The organism is Streptomyces sp. NPDC020597, assembly GCF_044335095.1.
In the GTDB taxonomy this organism is placed as follows: domain Bacteria; phylum Actinomycetota; class Actinomycetes; order Streptomycetales; family Streptomycetaceae; genus Streptomyces.
Map to the genome: position 1 here is coordinate 68,431 of NZ_JBIRUL010000012.1, position 20,038 is coordinate 88,468.

The 20,038-nt window shown below is 71.8% G+C and carries 15 protein-coding genes and 1 pseudogene; 13 read left to right on the top strand and 3 right to left on the bottom strand.

The window, feature by feature from the left end:
• Positions 1 to 370 precede the first annotated feature (370 nt).
• Together nrdR and ACH4ZA_RS21915 are read left to right on the top strand one after the other, a co-directional pair.
• Positions 371 to 958: a transcriptional regulator NrdR gene (gene nrdR / locus ACH4ZA_RS21910; RefSeq protein WP_319277670.1), complete on the top strand. Its 588-nt coding sequence runs from the start codon at positions 371 to 373 to the stop codon at positions 956 to 958.
• Positions 959 to 1,122: 164 nt separating this feature from the next.
• Positions 1,123 to 4,020 carry a vitamin B12-dependent ribonucleotide reductase gene (locus ACH4ZA_RS21915; RefSeq protein ID WP_319277669.1) on the top strand — a complete coding sequence of 966 codons (2,898 nt, stop codon included), beginning with the start codon at positions 1,123 to 1,125 and terminating at the stop codon, positions 4,018 to 4,020.
• Between the two features lie 129 nt (positions 4,021 to 4,149).
• Here ACH4ZA_RS21915 and ACH4ZA_RS21920 read toward each other — a convergent pair whose 3' ends face one another.
• Positions 4,150 to 4,683, bottom strand: coding sequence for a TerD family protein (locus tag ACH4ZA_RS21920; RefSeq protein WP_398431046.1), 534 nt, complete (start codon positions 4,681 to 4,683; stop codon positions 4,150 to 4,152).
• 161 nt (positions 4,684 to 4,844) lie between these two features.
• Between ACH4ZA_RS21920 and ACH4ZA_RS21925 the strand changes: the two genes are divergently transcribed.
• From ACH4ZA_RS21925 to ACH4ZA_RS21935, 3 genes are all read left to right on the top strand, one after another.
• Positions 4,845 to 5,450 carry a YdbC family protein gene (locus tag ACH4ZA_RS21925; protein ID WP_398431047.1) on the top strand — a complete coding sequence of 202 codons (606 nt, stop codon included), beginning with the start codon at positions 4,845 to 4,847 and terminating at the stop codon, positions 5,448 to 5,450.
• A gap of 124 nt (positions 5,451 to 5,574) precedes the next feature.
• Positions 5,575 to 6,252, top strand: coding sequence for a histidine phosphatase family protein (locus ACH4ZA_RS21930; protein ID WP_398431048.1), 678 nt, complete (start codon positions 5,575 to 5,577; stop codon positions 6,250 to 6,252).
• Entirely contained in the window at positions 6,249 to 7,154 is a 906-nt protein-coding gene (locus ACH4ZA_RS21935) for an ADP-ribosylglycohydrolase family protein (protein ID WP_319277663.1), read from the top strand. Before ACH4ZA_RS21930 ends, ACH4ZA_RS21935 begins: the two co-directional genes overlap by 4 nt.
• 502 nt (positions 7,155 to 7,656) lie before the next feature.
• Here ACH4ZA_RS21935 and ACH4ZA_RS21940 read toward each other — a convergent pair.
• Entirely contained in the window at positions 7,657 to 9,204 is a 1,548-nt protein-coding gene (locus ACH4ZA_RS21940; RefSeq protein ID WP_319277662.1) for an MFS transporter, read from the bottom strand.
• 253 nt (positions 9,205 to 9,457) lie between these two features.
• Here ACH4ZA_RS21940 and ACH4ZA_RS21945 point away from each other — a divergent pair, with 253 nt between their 5' ends.
• From ACH4ZA_RS21945 to ACH4ZA_RS21955, 3 genes are all read left to right on the top strand, one after another.
• A complete protein-coding gene (locus ACH4ZA_RS21945) occupies positions 9,458 to 10,081 on the top strand; it encodes a TetR/AcrR family transcriptional regulator (protein WP_398431050.1) in 624 nt (207 codons plus the stop codon).
• Between the two features lie 105 nt (positions 10,082 to 10,186).
• Positions 10,187 to 10,888: a ribonuclease HII gene (locus ACH4ZA_RS21950; protein WP_319277659.1), complete on the top strand. Its 702-nt coding sequence runs from the start codon at positions 10,187 to 10,189 to the stop codon at positions 10,886 to 10,888.
• 68 nt (positions 10,889 to 10,956) lie between these two features.
• Positions 10,957 to 11,589 (top strand): hypothetical protein, encoded by a 633-nt coding sequence (locus ACH4ZA_RS21955; protein ID WP_319277657.1) that lies wholly within the window; start codon positions 10,957 to 10,959, stop codon positions 11,587 to 11,589.
• A 300-nt stretch (positions 11,590 to 11,889) separates the two neighbouring features.
• Here ACH4ZA_RS21955 and ACH4ZA_RS21960 read toward each other — a convergent pair whose 3' ends face one another.
• Entirely contained in the window at positions 11,890 to 12,510 is a 621-nt protein-coding gene (locus tag ACH4ZA_RS21960) for a hypothetical protein (protein ID WP_306948926.1), read from the bottom strand.
• Positions 12,511 to 12,838: 328 nt separating this feature from the next.
• Here ACH4ZA_RS21960 and ACH4ZA_RS21965 point away from each other — a divergent pair, with 328 nt between their 5' ends.
• The 5 genes and pseudogenes from ACH4ZA_RS21965 to ACH4ZA_RS21985 all read left to right on the top strand — a co-directional run bounded on the left by ACH4ZA_RS21965 (position 12,839) and on the right by ACH4ZA_RS21985 (position 20,029).
• Positions 12,839 to 14,998 (top strand): RecQ family ATP-dependent DNA helicase, encoded by a 2,160-nt coding sequence (locus tag ACH4ZA_RS21965; RefSeq protein WP_319277655.1) that lies wholly within the window; start codon positions 12,839 to 12,841, stop codon positions 14,996 to 14,998.
• Positions 14,999 to 15,088: 90 nt separating this feature from the next.
• Positions 15,089 to 15,337: pseudogene (locus ACH4ZA_RS21970) on the top strand (nitroreductase/quinone reductase family protein); the annotation flags it as partial.
• Positions 15,277 to 15,714 (top strand): hemerythrin domain-containing protein, encoded by a 438-nt coding sequence (locus tag ACH4ZA_RS21975; protein ID WP_319277653.1) that lies wholly within the window; start codon positions 15,277 to 15,279, stop codon positions 15,712 to 15,714. The pseudogene ACH4ZA_RS21970 and the gene ACH4ZA_RS21975, both read left to right, overlap by 61 nt.
• Complete coding sequence (locus ACH4ZA_RS21980; protein WP_398431052.1) at positions 15,711 to 17,468, top strand: DUF4192 family protein; 1,758 nt, start codon at positions 15,711 to 15,713, stop codon at positions 17,466 to 17,468. The genes ACH4ZA_RS21975 and ACH4ZA_RS21980 overlap by 4 nt, the downstream gene beginning before the upstream one ends.
• A gap of 641 nt (positions 17,469 to 18,109) precedes the next feature.
• Positions 18,110 to 20,029 (top strand): glycogen debranching N-terminal domain-containing protein, encoded by a 1,920-nt coding sequence (locus tag ACH4ZA_RS21985; RefSeq protein WP_398431152.1) that lies wholly within the window; start codon positions 18,110 to 18,112, stop codon positions 20,027 to 20,029.
• Positions 20,030 to 20,038: the final 9 nt, after the last annotated feature.

The following is a 20,038-nucleotide window of genomic DNA, read 5'->3' on the forward strand; positions in this document are numbered from 1 at the left end:
TGCGACCGTACGGGCACGCGCGCGAGGGTCAGCCGTGCGGCCACCCCTGCTCCGGGACGCGCAACGGTCGCGCGCATACGCGTGTGCGCGCGGGCCCGGCGGGCATCCGGAGGGGCGGTCCGCGCGGGTGGTTTCGGGTGCTCGGCGTGACCGTCGAAACGCGTGCGGTGACATCGCCGGCGCGACACGCGATGCGGCCTGGTTGTATGAGCCAATCCCTACATCTAGTGGTTGGATTACGGCAGCGGCCCAGAAGTTGTGGTCCTCGGTGTCTTCGGATGCTCATGGATGACCTATGCTTGGGGCTGCTTCGAGGGGCCCGTGAGGCCTGGCGAGGCCATGGAGTCTGCTGTGAGGAGGGTTGGAGTTCATGCACTGCCCCTTCTGCAGGCACCCCGACAGCCGTGTCGTCGACAGCCGGACCACGGACGACGGCACGTCGATCCGTCGGCGTCGCCAGTGCCCCGACTGCTCCCGTCGTTTCACGACCGTGGAGACGTGCTCGCTGATGGTGGTCAAGCGGTCCGGGGTCACCGAACCGTTCAGCCGCACGAAGGTCATCAACGGCGTGCGCAAGGCATGCCAGGGGCGGCCGGTCACCGAGGACGCGCTCGCCCAGCTCGGCCAGCGGGTCGAGGAGGCGGTGCGGGCCACCGGAAGCGCCGAGTTGACCACCCATGACGTGGGGCTGGCCATACTCGGTCCGTTGCAGGAACTCGACCTTGTCGCCTATCTGCGCTTCGCCTCCGTCTACCGGGCGTTCGACTCGCTCGAGGACTTCGAGGCCGCCGTCGCGGAACTCAGGCGCGGACCGGGAGGGTTCGACGCGGACGACGACGACCGCGCGGACGACGCCCTGGCCGAGGACGACACAGGAGCCGTCACGGGGAGCCGGGAGGACGGCGGCGGGCCGGCAGGGACCGTGCAGGTCCCCGAGCCCGCACACGCCACCGACTGACCGACGCGCCGGGCCCGGACTCGAGAGAGCGGGCGGCCGGTGCGGCGGCGGACGAAGACCTGCTGTGGGCGACGGCGCGTGGACGCCCGCAGCACCAGACAGAACAACGTGTCACGGGAACAACGTGGCATTTCAGGGCGTTTTCGCCCGCAGAGGGAGGCGGCATGACAGAGACGGCGAGCGGTCCGGCACGAGGTTCCCGAGCCAAGGGGGCCAAGACCAAGGGCCTGCGTATCGAGCGCGTCCACACCACCCCCGGAGTTCATCCGTACGACGAGGTGGTCTGGGAGCGCCGTGACGTCGTCATGACCAACTGGCGCGACGGCTCGGTCAACTTCGAGCAGCGTGGCGTCGAGTTCCCCGACTTCTGGTCGGTGAACGCGGTCAACATCGTCACCAGCAAGTACTTCCGGGGCGCCGTCGGCACCCCGCAGCGCGAGACCGGGCTCAGGCAGCTGATCGACCGCATCGTGAAGACGTACCGGAAGGCCGGCGAGGACCACAGCTACTTCGCATCTCCCGCCGACGCCGAGATCTTCGAGCACGAGCTGGCCTACGCCCTCCTGCACCAGATCTTCAGCTTCAACAGCCCCGTCTGGTTCAACGTGGGCACCCCGCAGCCCCAGCAGGTCTCCGCCTGCTTCATCCTGTCCGTCGACGACTCCATGGAGTCGATCCTCGACTGGTACAAGGAAGAGGGCATGATCTTCAAGGGCGGCTCCGGCGCCGGCCTGAACCTCTCCCGCATCCGCTCCTCCAAGGAGCTCCTCTCCTCGGGCGGCAACGCCTCCGGCCCGGTCTCCTTCATGCGCGGCGCCGACGCCTCCGCCGGCACCATCAAGTCCGGCGGCGCCACCCGTCGCGCGGCCAAGATGGTCGTCCTCGACGTGGACCACCCGGACGTCGAGGACTTCATCGCCACCAAGGTGAAGGAGGAGGAGAAGATCCGCGCCCTGCGCGACGCGGGCTTCGACATGGACCTCGGCGGCGACGACATCACGTCCGTCCAGTACCAGAACGCCAACAACAGCGTCCGTGTGAACGACGAGTTCATGACGGCCGTCGAGAACGGCACCGAGTTCGGTCTGCGCGCCCGGATGACCGGCGAGATCATCGAGAAGGTCGACGCCAAGGCGCTCTTCCGCAAGCTCGCCGAGGCCGCGTGGGCCTGCGCCGACCCGGGTATCCAGTACGACGGTGTGATCAACAACTGGCACACCTGCCCGGAGTCCGGCCGGATCACCGCGTCGAACCCGTGCAGCGAGTACATGCACCTGGACAACACGTCCTGCAACCTCGCCTCGCTGAACCTGATGAAGTTCCTCAAGGACGACAGCAAGGGCCACCAGTCCTTCGACGCCGACCGCTTCCAGAAGGTCGTCGAGCTCGTCATCACCGCGATGGACATCTCCATCTGCTTCGCGGACTTCCCGACGCAGAAGATCGGCGAGAACACGCGCGCGTTCCGCCAGCTCGGCATCGGCTACGCCAACCTCGGCGCCCTGCTGATGGCGACCGGCCACGCCTACGACTCGGACGGCGGCCGCTCCCTGGCCGGCGCCATCACGTCCCTGATGACCGGCACGGCCTACCGCCGCTCCTCCGAACTGGCCGCGGTCGTCGGCCCGTACGACGGCTACGCCCGCAACGCCGACGCCCACAACCGCGTCATGAAGCAGCACTCCGACGCCAACGCCACGGCCGTCCGCATGGACGACCTGGACACCCCGGTGTGGGCCGCCGCCACGGAGGCCTGGCAGGACGTGCTGCGCCTCGGTGAGAAGAACGGCTTCCGCAACTCGCAGGCGTCCGTGCTCGCCCCGACCGGCACCATCGGCCTGGCGATGTCCTGCGACACCACCGGCGTCGAGCCCGACCTCGCCCTGGTCAAGTTCAAGAAGCTGGTCGGCGGCGGCTCGATGCAGATCGTCAACGGCACCGTTCCGCAGGCCCTGCGCCGCCTGGGCTACCAGGAGGAGCAGATCGAGGCGATCGTCGCCCACATCGCCGAGAACGGCAACGTGATCGACGCCCCCGGTCTCGCGCACGAGCACTACGAGGTGTTCGACTGCGCCATGGGCGAGCGCGCCATCTCCCCGATGGGCCACGTCCGCATGATGGCTGCGATCCAGCCGTGGATCTCCGGCGCCATCTCCAAGACGGTCAACATGCCGGAGACGGCGACCGTCGAGGAGGTCGAGGAGATCTACTTCGAGGCCTGGAAGCTCGGCGTCAAGGCCCTCGCCATCTACCGTGACAACTGCAAGGTCGGCCAGCCCCTCTCCGCGAAGACCAAGGAGAAGGAGAAGACCGAGGTCACGGAGAAGGCCGAGGAAACGATCCGCGCCGCGGTCGAGAAGGTCATCGAGTACCGCCCGGTCCGCAAGCGGCTGCCCAAGGGCCGTCCCGGCATCACGACCTCGTTCACGGTCGGCGGCGCCGAGGGCTACATGACCGCCAACTCCTACCCGGACGACGGTCTCGGCGAGGTCTTCCTGAAGATGTCCAAGCAGGGCTCGACCCTCGCCGGAATGATGGACGCCTTCTCCATCGCGGTCTCGGTCGGCCTCCAGTACGGCGTGCCGCTGGAGACCTACGTCTCGAAGTTCACCAACATGCGCTTCGAGCCGGCCGGCATGACCGACGACCCGGACGTGCGGATGGCGCAGTCGATCGTCGACTACATCTTCCGGCGTCTGGCACTCGACTTCCTGCCGTTCGAGACGCGTTCCGCGCTCGGCATCCACTCCGCCGAGGAGCGCCAGCGCCACCTGGAGACCGGTTCGTACGAGCCGACCTTCGAGGAGGAGAACGTGGACGTCGAGGGTCTGGCCCAGTCGGCCCCGCGTCCGACGGACCTCAAGGCCGTCGCCACGCCGAAGGCCGAGGTCGAGGCCGTCGAGCCCGCCCCGAAGCAGGTCCACACCAGCGCCGAACTGGTGGAGATGCAGCTGGGCATCCAGGCCGACGCCCCGCTCTGCTTCTCCTGCGGCACGAAGATGCAGCGCGCGGGTTCCTGCTACATCTGCGAGGGCTGCGGATCCACGAGCGGCTGCAGCTGACGCCGGACGTCCGCTGGAACTGATCCAGCTCGTCAGGGCGGTGGAGTCGATGTCCGGCTCCGCCGCCCTCGGCGTTCCCCGGGCCCGGGCGTTCCCCGGAGTCCGGGGCATTCCCGAGCCCGGCGACGGTCAGGAGCGGCGCATCCGGCCCATGATCCGGGTGAACTCCGACGGGTCGTCCTCGAAGCCCTGGACGCCGGAGTGGAAAGACCAGCTGTCGGACGACTCCCGGACGAACTCCGCGACCGTCGCCGCCGTCGCGCCGAGGACGTCGCCGAAGCCGTTCTCGTCCAGGACGGTGTAGCCCTCCCTTATCCGGAAGGCGGGGTTCAGCACGCTGACGAACGTCCGGGATTCCTGGATCTGCTGGATGACCACGCCGATGACCACGCGCGCGTACCGCGCGTCCAGGCGGTCGAGTTCCAGCGTCATGACCTCGTCCCAGCCGAAGCCCTTGCCGTCCTTGCTGTCCCGGTTGAGATAGATGGTGCCGTCGGGGGAGCGGCTGTCGAAGTGCACGACGTAGGCCGGTTCACCCTGCGGGTCGCTCGTCAGATATGTCGCGGCCACGATGTCCAGGTCGGTCGGCGGCCGGCCTGCCGGGCTCGGGTCCCACTTGAGCGACATCTCGATCTTGCGGATGCCCTTGTTGAGTCCGCTCACCGGACTTCCCCTCCCCGTTTCCCCGTCTTGCTCGTCGTCACCCCGAACTGCTCGGCCGCCAGGGCCGGTTGTCCATCCTGCCACGGGGGCGTGCGCCGTCGCAGGCCTGCTCTCTTCCGGAGCGTGACCAACGCCACGCTCCCTGGCCTTACCATGGCGCGGTGCTGGTCAAGTGGATTCGCTGCACCGTGGTGGACCGCCGCGGTTTCGAACGGGGACAGCGAAAGTGGGCGGGGCTTCTGGGGGAGCCGGGATTCAGGGGACAGGGCGGGGGCTGGAGCAGGGCACGGCCCTCCGTCGCGCATGTCTTCGCCTTCTGGGAGAGCCGTGCCTTCTACGACTCCTTCATGGCCCGTTCGCACGACCGGCTGGCGACCGCCCAGGCGGGCACGTTCAGGGACGCCCAGGCGCGGCTGTTCGACCACCGCTTCGACGTGAAAACGGGTTTCGAGCCCCGCTTCACCGACTCCGACGTGGTGCGGGTGGCCCTGTGCCGCGTCCACGAGGAACGCGCCGAGCACTTCACTCTGATGCAGGAGAAGGTCTGGAACCCGGCCATGGCCGGCTCCCCGGGCATGATCCGGGGCATGTTCGCCGAGGCGCCCGGCCACGAGTTCCTGGTGCTGTCGATGTGGCGCTCACAGGCCGAGCACGGCAAGTACCGCACCGAGCGGGTGGAGCGGCTCGCCCTCCGTGCACAGACGGAGGCGGACATCGCCTCCCTCACCGGTGACATCGTCGAACTCGAGCCTGGCTGGACGGTCTGACCCGGGTCCCAGGGGTGGGGAAGGTGCGCCGCCGCGCGTCCTCCGGCACGGGATCGGTGTGACCTACGCCGTATGGAGGCCGCCGGAGTGCTCGATCGGGGGTCGGTCGATCTAGGGTCTTGGCATGGCACGACCACGGCGCATCGTCCTTGTCCGGCACGGCGAGTCGACGGGCAATGTCGATGACACCGTCTACGAGCGAGAACCCGATCATGCCCTGGGCCTGACGGAGCGGGGCCGCCGGCAGGCGGAGAAGACGGGAGAGCACCTGCGGGAGGTCTTCGGCCGCGAGCGGGTCAGCGTGTACGTCTCCCCCTACCGGCGTACGCACGAGACCCTCCGGGCCTTCCACCTCGACCCCGAGCTCATACGCGTACGGGAGGAGCCCCGGCTGCGCGAGCAGGACTGGGGGAACTGGCAGGACCGCGACGACGTCCAGTTGCAGAAGACGTACCGGGACGCCTACGGACACTTCTTCTATCGCTTCGCGCAGGGGGAGAGCGGAGCGGACGTGTACGACCGCGTGGGCGGCTTCCTGGAGAGCCTGTTCCGCAGCTTCGAGGCCCCCGACCACCCTCCGAACGTGCTTCTCGTGACGCACGGGCTGGCGATGCGGCTGTTCTGCATGCGCTGGTTCCACTGGACGGTCGCCGACTTCGAGTCGCTCGCCAATCCCGGGAACGCCGAGACGCGGATGCTCGTTCTCGGCGAGGACGGCAAATACACCCTCGACCTGCCGTTCAACCGCTGGCGGGAGCCGGAGCCGTACGGAATCACCGGAGATAGAGTGGCGGAGAGATGACAGCCGATTCCTCGCCCGCAGTGCGTTTCGACCGGGCCCTCGCAAGTCTGCGCGGTCTCGTCGTGGGCGACGCGCTGGGCTCGCAGTTCTTCGTTCCGGTGAACTTCCCCCTGCTCCAGCGCCGCGAGCTGCCGCCCGGACCGTGGCAGTGGACGGACGACACCGAGATGGCGTGCTCCGTCGTCGCCGTCCTGGCCGCGCACCACCGCATCGACCAGGACGTCCTGGCCCGCTCCTTCGCCGAGCACCACGACTTCGACCGCGGATACGGTCCTGCCGTCAACCGACTGCTGCGGCTCGTCAGGGAGGGTGCGGACTGGCGTGAGCTGTCGGCCGCCCTGTTCAGCGGACAGGGTTCCTGGGGCAACGGCGCCGCGATGCGCGTCGCCCCGCTCGGCGCCTGGTACGCGGACGACCCGGAGCAGGCGACCCATCAGGCCGAGATCTCCGCCTATCCCACGCATCAGCACCGGGAGGCCGTGGTCGGGGCCATGGCCGTCGCCGCGGCCGCCGCGCTGGCAGCCGCGCCCGGAGGCCCGCCCAGCGCCGAGGCGCTGCTGGACGGCGTCGTCGCCCTCGTGCCGAAGAGCGCCGTCGGCGCCGGGCTGCGCCGCGCCCGGGACATGCTCGACTACGCCGACGCGGGCACCGTGGCGGCCGTCCTCGGCTGCGGACGGCGTACGTCCGCCCATGACACCGTCCCGTTCGCGCTCTGGTCGGCCGCCCGCGCCCTCGGCGACTTCGAGACGGCGTTCTGGACGACCGCGCAGGTCGGCGGGGACGTGGACACGACCTGCGCGATCGTGGGCGGCATCCTGGCCGGCGGGAAGGCGGGGACGCCTCCGGCCGCGTGGACGGGGCAGGTCGAGGCGTTTCCGGAGTGGCTGCCCGGCAGCGCGTGACGAGGCGGGTGCTCGCCACCGCGTGACTCTGCGGGTGCTGCGGGTGCTCGCACCGAGGGTCGTGCGGTGTCTGTCCGTCACCGTGTGGCGTCGGGCGCGTGGCGCCGCGACCGCGAGACGTCCGGTGGGTCTCGCCGTGCGGCGCCCGTGTGCGGCGTCTTCGTCCGGCGGACCTCCCCCGGCATGACGAAGACCCTCCGTACTCGGTGAGAACTCTGCGTGTCGGACGGGAACTCTGTGTGACCGGCCGGCGTTGTCCGGATATCGCCGCGTGATGTGTGCGAAGCCCAGGGCGTGAGGTCCGCGAAGTCCGCGGCGGAGCGCGGGCGGGACGGCGCGGGGCCGGGGAATGATCCAGGGGGTGGGTATGAGGTTCGTGCTGCTGATGCTGTTCGTGATCACGTCGTCGGCCCGGGGCCGCCGACAGGGCCGCCTCCGGGGCGTCCGTCGCTGCGCCGTGGCAGGCGGTGCCGCTCCCGGGGCGGCCCCTACGGGCGTACGGTCACCCCATGGTCGGGCCCGCCGTACCCGACAGCGCTTCCAGGTCGCTCTTGCGGACCCGGATCACGAAGAAGGCCGTCACCAGAGCGAGCACGGCCATGGCGGCGGCCGGCACGAACGCCGTCGAGATGCCGTGGGCGAGCACCTCGTGTCCCCAGGGGGCGGGGAGCTGGTGCGTTGCGGCGAAATCGGCCTTCTGCGCCGGGGTGCCGTCGGCGAGGAAGCGGGGCAGCTGCTTCTCCGCCTCGTCCTTGCTCGCGGACCCGAAGACGGTCGTCAGGATGGACAGTCCCAGCGAGCCGCCGACCTGTTGCGTGGCGTTGAGCAGCCCGGAAGCCGCGCCCGCCTCGTGTGGGGCGACGCCGGAGACCGCTGTGACGGTGACCGTCACGAAGTTGAGCCCCATGCCGAAGGCGAAGACCAGCATGGGCCCGAGCACTCCGCCGGCGTAGGAGCTGTCCGGGGTGATGAACGCCTGCCAGGTGAGTCCGATCGCCACCAGCGCGGACCCGGCGAGCATGAACGGTTTGGGGCCGAGCACCGGCAGGAAGCGCTGCGACAGACCCGCGCCCGTCGCGATGGCGACGGTGACAGGAAGGAAGGCCAGACCGGCCTTGATCGGGCTGTACCCCAGGATGTTCTGCACGAAGAGCACGATGTAGAAGAACATGCCGAACATGGCGGCAGCGAGGCTCAGCATGATCACGTACGTGCCGGAGCGGTTGCGGTCGGCGAACATCTTCAGCGGGGTGATCGGCTCCTTGGCCCGCATCTCGGTGAACACGAAGCCGACCAGCAGGATCGCCGCGGCCGCGAACGCGCCGAGGGTCAGGCCGTCCCGCCAGCCTTCCTCGGCCGCGCGGATGAAGGCGTAGACCAGGGAGGCCATTCCGGCCGTCGACGTCAATGCGCCCGCGACGTCGAAGCGACCGGGATGACGCTCGGACTCGTTGATGTACAGCGGCGCGACGGCGGCGATCAGCACCCCGATGGGCACGTTCACGAACAGCACCCAGCGCCAGTCGAGCCACTCGGTGAGCATGCCGCCCGCGAGCAGCCCGATCGCTCCGCCGCCCGCGGAGACGGCCGCGAAGACGCCGAAGGCCCGGTTGCGCTCGGGCCCCTCGGGGAACGTCGTGGTGATCAGCGCCAGGGAGGTGGGCGACGCGATGGCGCCGCCGACGCCTTGCAGGGCCCGTGCGGCCAGCAACTGCCAGGGCTCCTGGGCCAGTCCGCCCAGGAGCGAGGCGAAGGTGAAGATCAGGATGCCGGCCATGAAGGCCCGGCGCCGGCCGAGGATGTCGCCCGCTCGGGCGCCGAGCAGCAGCAGTCCGCCGAAGGTGAGCGTGTAGGCGCTGACCACCCAGGTGAGGTCGGTGGTGCTGAACTTGAGCGCGTCTTGAATGTGCGGGAGTGCGATGTTCACAATCGTCGCGTCGAGTACCACCATGAGTTGGCAGGCCGCGATGACGGTGAGCGCGATGCCGGGGTGTCCCGCCCGGCGGGCCGCTCCCGGTTTCTGCTTCTGGATCAGCTGAGAGGTCGTCACTATGGGTCCCCCACAAGAGCGTTAGTGAACGCTGGCGTTCACTGGCGCGTCAACGGTAGTGAGTCCTCGGTAGTGAACGCAAGCGTTCACTCGCGGCGTCGCCCCAGCGGCGTGTCCCCCGTCGGGGTCCCGCAGGACCCCACCGGCCCGGCCTCGCTCCACCCCGCTCCCCGCTCACCTGCAGTTCCTGCTTCGCCCGCGGTCCCTGCTTCGCCCGCAATCCCCGCTCCTACTGCTCGCTGGAGACAGTCAGATGGTTACTTCGCGCTGGACGGCCGCCCCCGCTCAGGCTGCCTCCCCCCGCCGGCGCGGCGCCGTGCTCGAACGTGCGATTCTCGATGCCGCGCTGGATCAACTGGGCACGGTCGGCTGGAACGGCCTCACGATGGAGAAAGTCGCGGCCGGCGCTCAGACCGGCAAAGCGGCCGTCTACCGTCGCTGGCCTTCCAAGGAGGACCTGGTCGCCGACGCCCTGCGGGCCGGACTGCCCAGGTTCGACGGCGTTCCGGACCTGGGCAGTGTGCGGGCGGACCTGGTGGCCCTGTGCCGGACCGCGCGGGACGCGATGTACTCCCGTCCTGGTTTCGCGCTGCGCTCGCTGATTCACGAATGCGATCCGTCCCAGGCGGGACGCTTCCAGGCCCTGATCCTCGAGGGCGTGGTGGAGCCCACCGTCGCGCTCCTGCATGAGGTGATCGGTCGGGGAATCGAAAGGGGGGAGGTGCGGCCCGACGCCGCGAACGGCTACGTCTTCGACGTCATCCCGGCAGTCATGATGTACCGCTCCAAGATGTGCTCATGCGAATGGAACGACCGTGATCTCGACGAGATGATCGACCAGCTCATGTTGCCGCTGCTGCGGCCGGACGCGTCCTGAACGGCGGTGCGGCGACGCCGGAACCGGGCGATGCCGCTGCCCGGCGACGGCCGGGCGGACCGGGGGTGTCGCACCGGGATCCGGTCGGCGTAACCTAAGGACGCCATGCCGTACGAACCGCCTACTCACACCGTCGAGCGCTCCCTTCGCGCCACGACCGGAGCGAAGATCATTGCCGGTGTCGACGAGGTGGGCCGCGGCGCCTGGGCCGGACCCGTCACCGTCTGCGCGGCGGTCACCGGGCTACGCCGACCGCCCGCGGGTCTCACCGACTCCAAACTGCTCACCCTCAAGCGGCGCACCGCGCTCTCCGCGGTGCTGCTCGACTGGGTGACGTCGCACGCCCTCGGGCACGCCTCCCCGGAGGAGATCGACGATCTGGGGATGACCGCCGCGCTACGGCTCGCCGCCGGACGCGCGCTGGACGCTCTTCCGGTCCGGCCGGACGCGGTCATCCTCGACGGGAAGCACGACTATCTCGGCGCTCCGTGGCAGGTCCGCACGGTGATCAAGGGTGACCGGTCGTGCGTGGCGGTCGCGGCGGCCTCGGTGATCGCCAAGGTGCAGCGCGACAAAATGATGGCCGAACTGGGCAACGAACATGCAGACTTCGGCTTTGCGGACAACGCCGGTTATCCGTCGCCCGTGCACAAGGCCGCACTGGAGGAGCGGGGCCCCACCCCGTACCACCGGTTGTCGTGGGCGTATCTTGATGCGCTGCCCCAGTGGCGGCACCTCAAGAAGGCCCGCAGCTGGGCGGAAGGAAGCGCTCCGGAGATCGAAGGCCAGCTCGGCTTCGACTTCTGACGACTCCGGTCGCACTGATGTGCCACCCGCTGGCGCGTGTCGTGCCAACGTTTGATAAATAACAGCTCATGCCTCTCATTCCCGAGGAGCCTCAGATTCACGAGAGTGCCCAGGGTCCCCGCGCGACTCCGGCCAGCGGCCGCACCGCGCCGACCCCTCGCCCTGTACCCGGACCCCGTCCCGCGGCTCCGTCGCGTCCCGGTCGTCCCGGACCCCTCCGGCCCACGCCGCCGGCGCAGCGCGCGCCGCGTGACGGGGCAGTCAAGCCCGGGCCGCCGGCCCCGGCTTCCCCGGCCGCCGCGTCCACTTCGGCGGCACCGCAGGTCCAGTTGATCCCGGCTTCGGCCGAGGGTGCGCTGGACGCCGCCGAGGAGGCTGTGGACCTCCTCCTGGACTCGGGCCGCGCCCCGGGGGACGTGCTGGTGATCACCACCGGCGAGCAGCATCCCTGGGCGGCCCACGAGCTCTCCTTCGGTGATGCCCCGTACTGGGCGCAGCACGACGCGGGCGACGACGTCTTCTACGCCGACGCCGCCGCGGCGGGCCGTGCGGGCGGGCGTCCGGTGGTCGTGGTCGCCGTCAACGGCGGCGCCGACACGGTGGCCCCGGCGCTGACGCTGGCCCGTGCCCGGGCCGGTGCCCTGCTGATCTGCTGCGGCGACCCCCAGCAGATCAACGCGGTGCTGGGCGCGGGCGTCTGATCCGCTCTGCGGCCCCACGGCATCCCGGCGCGCGCCGAGTGCACGGGGGTGCGCCCCGAGCGGGTGCCGCTTGCACAGAGGCGTCGTCCTGCGACGCCTCTGTGGTGTGTCCGCAGCGCCGGCTCCACCCTCGGCCGATCGCATGAACTTCGCCCGGCGCCGAGGCTGATCCGGACACCGGCGTCAGGCGGTCCTGAGGGCGGCGGCCGGTGATCCCGCGGCAGGCGGGCCCATGGCCCCGCACCGGGCGACCGGGGTCCCGCGCCGAACGGTCGCCCTCGGGGGGCGGCCGTTCGTGCGTCAGCGGGCGGCAGCGCGGCGCAGTACCTCCGAGGCGGCGCCGCCGGTCCGCGGCAGCGGGGGCGGCGCCTCGGAGAGCGCGAACGGCTCGGGGGCCGACTCCGCGTTGGGCCGGCGGCCGCCCCGGCCCTCGCCGAGGACCTGCCAGCCGTCCCGGGTCAGCGTGATGTACGCCCCGCAGCGCAGCCCGTGCAGCGTGCAGGCGTCCCGCAGGCCCCACATCCACGCGCCGTCCTCCTCCGTCCAGCGCGCGTCGCCGTCACGGCAGTAGAGCAGCACGGCCGTGCGCACCGGGGTGCGGCGCCGCAGGTCGTGCGGGATGACCCGGCGTAGCTGGGCGAGCAGCGCGTTGCGGTACATCCAGCCGTCGGTCGACGCCTGGCGGCGGGTGAACGAGGCGCTGGCCCGCACCCTCTCGTCCGGGTCGAGCACGGCCACGATCGCGGTGGCCGGTCCCGGCCGGTGCCGAGAGTGCAGCCCGCTGACGACCTCCCGCGGACTGCGCAGCAGCGGGATTCCGGCCGAGGCCCATTCGGCAGGCTCGAGCAAACGGTTGGCGGAAGTGGCGGACGTGTTCGTCGACAACGATGCCGCCGAGGACGGAGCGAATCCGAAGGTCACGATCCTCCCTTCGGCTACGGCCCACACTGCGGGCGGGGCGGGATGAGGGGGAGCGCACGCCGCAGCAGAGCCCTAGCGGACGACGGGCCAGCCGTGCGGGGAGCGGACCTCAATTCTTCCTGTCGAACTTGGATGCGGCAACGAGCAATTGGGGCTGCCGACCGTTATATGGCGGCGAGTGACTTATATCCCTACCCGGTGATTCACTGCAGGACGCCTGAGCCCACCGCCCCGCACCGGCTCGCAGGGCCTTCTCGGACCCATCGCGAGAGCGTCGTCACGCTGCGTGAAGTGGCTCATTGTCAGTGCCATCGGGTTGCATGGAGACATGGACGATCTGGAGCTGCGCAGCGAAGCCGACGCCATCCTCGCCGAGCTCGTCGGCGCCCCCGCGGGCGCCGCACGGCTGCGGGAGGACCAGTGGCAGGCGGTGGCGGCCCTGGTGCGGGAGCGCCGGCGGGCCCTGGTGGTGCAGCGCACCGGGTGGGGCAAGTCGGCGGTGTACTTCGTGGCGACCGCTCTGCTGCGCCGGCGCGGTTCCGGTCCGACGGTGATCGTCTCGCCGCTGCTGGCACTGATGCGCAATCAGGTGGAGGCGGCGGCTCGGGCCGGGATCCGGGCCCGCACCATCAACTCGGCCAACCCGGAGGAGTGGGACACCGTGTACGACGAGGTCGAGCGCGGTGAGACCGACGTCCTCCTGGTCAGCCCCGAACGTCTCAACTCCGTCGACTTCCGCGATCAGGTGCTGCCCAAGCTCGCGTCGACGACCGGTCTCCTGGTGGTCGACGAGGCGCATTGCATCTCCGACTGGGGGCACGACTTCCGGCCGGACTACCGCCGGTTGCGGGCGATGCTCGCCGAACTCGCCCCCGGCGTGCCGGTACTGGCCACCACCGCGACCGCCAACGCCCGGGTGACGGCCGATGTGGCCGAGCAGTTGGGCACGGGCGGCGGCGAGGCCCTGGTGCTCCGCGGCCCGCTGGACCGGGAGAGCCTGCGGCTGGGCGTGGTCCGGCTGCCGGACGCGGCGCACCGTCTGGCCTGGCTCGCCGAGCACCTGGACGAACTGCCGGGCTCCGGCATCGTCTACGCGCTCACCGTCGCAGCAGCCGAGGAGGCCACCGCCTTCCTGCGGCAGCGCGGCTTCGAGGTGGCGTCCTACACGGGCCGCACGGAGAACGCCGACCGGCTGCAGGCCGAGTCCGACCTCCAGGAGAACCGGGTCAAGGCGCTGGTGGCGACGTCCGCGCTCGGCATGGGGTTCGACAAGCCCGACCTGGGCTTCGTGATCCATCTCGGGTCGCCGTCCTCGCCGATCGCCTACTACCAGCAGGTGGGGCGCGCGGGTCGCGGCGTGGCCCACGCCGACGTCCTGCTGCTGCCGGGCAAGGAGGACGAGGCGATCTGGCGCTACTTCGCCGACACCGCTTTCCCGCCCGAGCCGCAGGTCAGGCAGACCCTCGCGGCTCTCGCCGAGGCCGGACGGCCGCTGTCCGTGCCCGCCCTGGAGACGGCCGTGGATCTCCGCCGCAGCCGACTGGAGACCATGCTGAAGGTGCTGGACGTCGACGGCGCGGTCAAGCGGGTCAAGGGCGGCTGGACGTCCACGGGCGCCCCATGGGTGTACGACGCCGAGCGCTATGCCTGGGTGGCACGGCAGCGGGCCGCGGAGCAGCAGGCCATGCGCGACTACGTGAGCACCTCGGGATGCCGGATGGAGTTCCTGCGCCGGCAGCTGGACGACGAAGGCGCCCGGCCCTGCGGCCGGTGCGACAACTGCGCGGGCCCCTGGGCCGACCCGACGGTCTCGGCGGAGACGCTGACCGGAGCGACCCGGGAGCTGGACCGCCCGGGAGTCGAGGTCGAGCCGCGCCGGATGTGGCCCACAGGGCTTCCCGCGCTGGGCGTCGAGCTGAAGGGCCGGATCCCCGCCAAGGAGCAGTGCGCCGCCGGACGGGCACTGGGACGTCTGTCGGACATCGGCTGGGGCAACCGGCTGCGCCCGCTGCTGGCTGAGAACGCCCCTGACCAGCCGGTTCCGGACGACGTCCTGAAGGCGGCGGTGGCGGTGCTCGCCGACTGGGCGCGCTCTCCCGAGGGCTGGGCCACGAACGGCCCGGACGCCGCCGCTCGGCCGGTGGGTGTCGTCGCGGTGCCGTCCCTGTCCCGTCCGCAGCTGGTCGGCTCTCTCGCCGAGGGCATCGCGACCGTCGGCCGACTGCCTTTTCTCGGGGCGCTGACCTACACGGGTCCCGGCGGCGCGCACGCGGCGCGACGCAGCAACTCCGCCCAGCGCGTCCGGGCGCTGTCCGGTGCGTTCGCCGTCTCGGACGAGCTGGCCGAGGCTCTGGCGGGATCTCCGGGGCCCGTTCTGCTCGTGGACGACTTCACCGACTCCGGATGGACCCTCGCGGTGGCGGCGCGGCTGCTGCGCCGGGCCGGCGGGGGAGACGTCCTGCCGCTGGTGCTCGCCACGGCCGGCTGAGCGTCCCCGGCCTCGCTTCCACCCCACGCTCCACCGCGTTCCGGTACGAGAGGCCTCAACTTCCCTTTCGGGGAGTCGCGCCGAGGGGGAAAACTGGGCGGCATGTTCGAAGGCTGGACCCCGACCGTGTTGACGACGGTCGGGGCCAGGACCGGCCCGCGTCGCGAAAGCATCGTGGGATATCTCGAGTTCGATGAATGCGTCGTCGTAGCCTCCGTCAACGGCGCCGACAGGCACCCCGGTTGGTCGCGGGCAGCGCGGAGGAGATCGAGCGGACCATGCCGGACCTCGCCCGGCAGATGCGCACCCGCTGCCGCGACTTCTGCGGCGGCGCGCTGAAAAGGCATCACGGAGGTGAGGACATGACCTTGTTCCCGGCGCTCGCGCATCAGTTCCCCGCCTTGGCGCCGGCTGTGGCCCAGCTCGGGGGTGAGCGCGAGGCGGTGGCACGAGCCCAGCAGGCCATCCGGGAACTCGTGGACGGTTTCGTCCCCGGCGAGTCCGACCCCAGGCGGCCGCGGGAGGAGCGCGAGCGGCCGGCCCACCGCCTCGAGAGCCACTTCACCTACGAGGAGGAGACCGATCGTCACCGTGCTCGACGCGACGGTGCCGTCTCCCTGGGTCGACTGACGGAGTCGCCCGGTTGGCATGTCTCTGACCCGACTTATCCACAGGTCAAGCGGAACTTCGCGATCCGCGAGATCGTCAGGGCATGACGAACCACAGCGAAGCCATGGGAACCCCTGAAAACCGCGACATTACCGGCTGGGAAGAGGCCTGCCCCGACTCCCCCGACAGGGAGGGACGTCGCCGGGACGGACGAGGCGGAGAAGAGCACGGCGGGGAAGGACACGGCCCGGAAGCACACGACCGGGGCGAGGGAGGCGGGGAAGGGTGGGGCGCCGCCGTTCACCAGGTCACCCTGCGCACCCCGGAGGAACTGGCCGACGCCCTGCCCTACCTGCTCGGCTACCGGCCGGAGGACAGCATCGTCCTGGTCGCCCTGCACGACGAGGGCGGCCGGGGCCGGTTCGGGGGCCGGGCCCGGCTCGGCATCCCCTCGAACCCCGACGACTGGCCGGCCGTCGCCGACCAGTTGGCGCGGGGGCTCGTGACAGGCGGTGAGCGCCGGGGCGCCCGCCCGGCGCAGATGGTCGCCTACCTCTGCCAGGAGCCGACGAACGGAGAGACGGGCCGTCGGACCATGGAACGTCTGCAGCCACTGGCCCACGAACTGCGGGTGGCGTGCGGACGCCTCGACGTCCCCGTCATCGAGGCGCTCTGCATCGCCGACGGCCGCTTCTGGTCGTACTGCTGCGCGGGCAAGGGCTGTTGCCCGGTCGAAGGCGTGCCGATGGGACTGCCCGGGACCTCCGTCCTGGCCGCGGCCGCGACCTACGCGGGCATCCAGGTCCGAGGCACCCTGCGCGAACTGCGCTCCCGGCTGCAACCCTTGGAGACCGCCGCCGCCCTGGAACAGGAGATCACCCTGGACACCGTGGGCCTGGCCCTCGTCCCTCGGATCCTCGACGACGCGAGCCGCACATCGGTGGCCGACGAGACGCTCGCACTGGCTCGGCACGTCATGCGGCGCCTCGCCGAGGCGCCGGTCGTGCCGGGCTCCGCGGCGGCCGACCGCCGGGACGACGACCTGCTCGGACCGGACGAGGCCGCCGTCCTGATCCTCGGCCTGCAGGACCGGGTGACGCGCGACCGGGCGGCGGAGTGGATGGAGGGCGAGGAGGCCGCCCCGGCACTGCGCCTGTGGCGGGCGCTGGCCCGCCGGTGCGTGGGACCGTACGGCGAACACGCGGCGGCACCCCTCACCCTGGCCGGCTGGGTCGCCTGGTCGAGCGGCGACGAACTCGAGGCGAGGGAGGCCCTCGCGATGGCCCTGGGCGCCGATCCCGGATATCTCTTCGCCCGCCTCTTGCACCAGGCCTGCAACGAAGGCCTCGACCCCGAGTCGGTACGCCGCTGTCTCCGAGCCGAACGCACGGGACGCGCGCACCCGGCGGCACTCGGGACAGGAGAGACGTCACACGAGGCGGCGCCGCGACGGGAGACGGAACAGCCGCGGACAGTGCCGCAGGCGCAGGAGGCGCAGGAGGCGCAGGAGGCGGGGAGGAAACCGGAAACGGGGGAGGAGGCCGAAGGCCCGCTCCCCGGAGCGGCGCCGGCGGAACCGACGAGCTGCGCTCCGGCGCCGCGGGCCTCCCGCTCCCATTCCGAGAAGCCCCATCCCACCCGCCCTGCTGCGCCCGGCCGGCGACGGTCCCGCTCGCACCCCGTCGGCAAGGCTTCCGCACGGCGTCGTGGCACCACCCGCCCCCAAGGCGCCCTCCCCGACGGCGCCCGCCCCGGCGGCCGCTTCCCCGACGATGCCCGCCCCGACGGCACCTGCTCCCAGAGCACCCGCTCCGACGGCGGAGGACGCTCCGACGGTGCCGCCGCCCCTGGCAACTCGTGAGGCCGGAGCGGGATCACCGGGGCGTGGGCGACGGACTGCCCGGCCCGTCCACCGCCATTCGGTGGGGCCTGCGACCCGGTGCGTGACCTGGGGGAGTGCAGCCCCGTTCACCTGAGTGGCGGAACGCCCGCACGGGTGGACCGCCGCGCGGACCCGCCCCTGCCGGAGCCTTCCACCAGGCCTCGACCACGTCCGAGGCGCACAGAGAGCAGAAGAAGTCACCCATGCATCAGCCGACTCCGCCCTCCGCCGCCGACGGACGCCCCCACCTCGACAGCCCCCGCACGGCGTCCGGCCACGCGACCCCGTCGCCACCCACTTCACCGGCCCCACCGGCCTCACCGGCCCCACCGGTTGAACCGCTCCCGGCAGTTCCGCCGCTACCACCGGTTCCTCCGATCCCGGCGTCCCCGCCTGTCGCGCAGACGTCGTCCGCCGTCCGCACCCCGGGTCCCTCGCCGCTCGGCATGCCGGGAGGCGGGGCCGGTCCGGCCGCGGGTCAGAGCGTGCGCGGCATCCCCCGCTTCTCGTCGGCGGGCGCGGCGCGCCTTGCGTCCACGCCGTCGGCCAGAGGCGGCGTGCCGCAATCCGGACCGCCGTCCGCGCCGCGCACCACCGGACTGCCGCCTGCCCACACGGCGATGATCTGCGTCGCCCTGCCCGGTCTCGCCGTCTCGTCCGACCAGGGACAGCTGACGGGGCGCGGACTGGACGGGGTCTACCGCTCGGGGCGACGGATTCTGTCCCGGTGCCTGCTGCGGGTGGCGGGCCGCGAACCGCTCGTCGTCCAGGCCCGGATGACATCCGTCGACTGCGCCCGGTTCGTCGCCGCTCTGCGCGTCATGCCGCACGGCGGCCCCGACCCCGACGTGATCATCGAGCGGACCCGCTCGGCGGACGGCGTCGAGCGGATCACCCTGCGCAGTGCCGCCGCACGGCCGCTGCGCCTACCGGTGGAGGTGGCTCTCGGGGCCGACCTGGCCGACCTGGGCGCGATCGCGGCGGGCGCCGCCGGTCCCGAACTGCCCGCCAGCGTCCACGACTCCGGCCTGCGCTGGTCCGGCGCGAACGGAACCGCGTACGTCACCGCCCAGCCTCCGCCCGCCGACGCCATCGCCGCCGCCGGTCTGCTGCGCTGGGAATTCGACATCCCTCCCGGCGGCAGTGTCCGCGTGGAGCTGCGGGCACGTCTGGAGGGCGCGGGACCCGTCCGGACAGTGGGCCGTGCGGCGACCAGCCCCCTGGCTCCGGCCGGCGCCGACGGCGACGATCCCCGCGTCCGGGCCCTCCTCGCGACGAGCGTCAGGGATCTGCGGGCGCTCCTGGTGCGCGACCCCGCGCACCCCGCCGACACGCATCTGGCCGCCGGAGCGCCCTGGCGCTGCGGCCTCGCTCCGGCCGACGCGCTGGCCGCCGCCCGTATGACGCTGCCGCTCGGCACGCGCCTCGCCGCGGGGACGCTGCGCATCCTGGCCCGCACCCAGATCACCGGGCCGGGCCCCCGCTCCGGCATGATCCCCGGCCCCCGGCGGGACGCCGGCCCGCACCTCCCGCCGGGTTGCACGGGCACCGAGGCCACGCTGCTCTTTCCTGCCCTCCTCGCCGAGGCACGTCGCTGGGGACTGCCCGATCAGGAGACGGAGGAACTCCTGCCGGCGGCCGAGCGCTGCCTGACGTGGCTGCGCGGCGCCGTCGGAGACCAGCCCTACCTGAGCGATCCCCAGCCCGACGGCCCCGTGCGCTGTGAGACCCAGGCCCACGCCCACCGCGCGGCCCTCCTCGGGGCCGATCTGCTCGACGCCTGCGCGAGACCGGGCGGGGGCGCCCTGCGGGAATGGGCCCGGACCTCGCGGGCCGTGTTCCGCCGGGACTTCTGGATCGACGACCCCGGTGGGGGCCGGCCCGCCGCGGCGCGCACCCCGGACGGGCGGACGCTGCCCCACCTCTGCGCGACGGCCGCCCACCTCCTCGACACCGGTCTGCTGGGCGGCGGCGCCCATGCGCCGGGGCTGCTGGACAAGGTGCAGACCGAGCAGCTCGCCCGGCTGCTCGGCGGACCCGTCATGGATTCCGGCTGGGGACTTCGCGGTCTCGGCGCGAAGGAGGCCGGCTACAACCCGTTCGGGCATCGCAGCGGCGCCGTGCGCATCCATGAGACGGCCATCGCCGTCGCGGGCATGGCGGCCGCGGGCTACGAGAAGGAGAGCACCGCGCTGCTCCGGGGCGTTCTGGCCGCGTCCGAGGCCTTCGGCCATCGTCTCCCGGAGATGTACGCCGGGGAGCAGCGCGAGGACGGCGGCTCGCCGCTTCCCCATCCGGCCGCGTGCCGGCCCGCCGCGACCGCCGCAGCGGCAGGCGTCCTGCTGCTGACCTCCCTCGTCGGCATCCGCCCCGACGCGCCGGCCGGGGCCGTCGCCCTGCGCCCGCTGCCCAGCGCGCCCCTGGGCGAGGTCGTCCTCACAGGGTTGCGGGTCGCGGACGCCCCCTTCTCCGTACGGGTCAGTCGGCTCGGACTCGCCATGGTGGAGGAAGCTGCCGAAAGCCTTCAACTTGGTGTGTGACCTCTCGGT

Coding starts and splice junctions, on each gene's coding strand:
- ACH4ZA_RS21935 (WP_319277663.1), top strand. CDS start 6,249: ATGACAGCCGATTCCTCGCCCGCAGTGCGTTTCGACCGGGCCCTCGCA.
- ACH4ZA_RS21980 (WP_398431052.1), top strand. CDS start 15,711: ATGACGAACCACAGCGAAGCCATGGGAACCCCTGAAAACCGCGACATT.
- ACH4ZA_RS21985 (WP_398431152.1), top strand. CDS start 18,110: ATGATCTGCGTCGCCCTGCCCGGTCTCGCCGTCTCGTCCGACCAGGGA.
- ACH4ZA_RS21930 (WP_398431048.1), top strand. CDS start 5,575: ATGGCACGACCACGGCGCATCGTCCTTGTCCGGCACGGCGAGTCGACG.
- nrdR (WP_319277670.1), top strand. CDS start 371: ATGCACTGCCCCTTCTGCAGGCACCCCGACAGCCGTGTCGTCGACAGC.
- ACH4ZA_RS21965 (WP_319277655.1), top strand. CDS start 12,839: ATGGACGATCTGGAGCTGCGCAGCGAAGCCGACGCCATCCTCGCCGAG.
- ACH4ZA_RS21955 (WP_319277657.1), top strand. CDS start 10,957: ATGCCTCTCATTCCCGAGGAGCCTCAGATTCACGAGAGTGCCCAGGGT.
- ACH4ZA_RS21915 (WP_319277669.1), top strand. CDS start 1,123: ATGACAGAGACGGCGAGCGGTCCGGCACGAGGTTCCCGAGCCAAGGGG.
- ACH4ZA_RS21975 (WP_319277653.1), top strand. CDS start 15,277: ATGCCGGACCTCGCCCGGCAGATGCGCACCCGCTGCCGCGACTTCTGC.
- ACH4ZA_RS21950 (WP_319277659.1), top strand. CDS start 10,187: ATGCCGTACGAACCGCCTACTCACACCGTCGAGCGCTCCCTTCGCGCC.
- ACH4ZA_RS21945 (WP_398431050.1), top strand. CDS start 9,458: ATGGTTACTTCGCGCTGGACGGCCGCCCCCGCTCAGGCTGCCTCCCCC.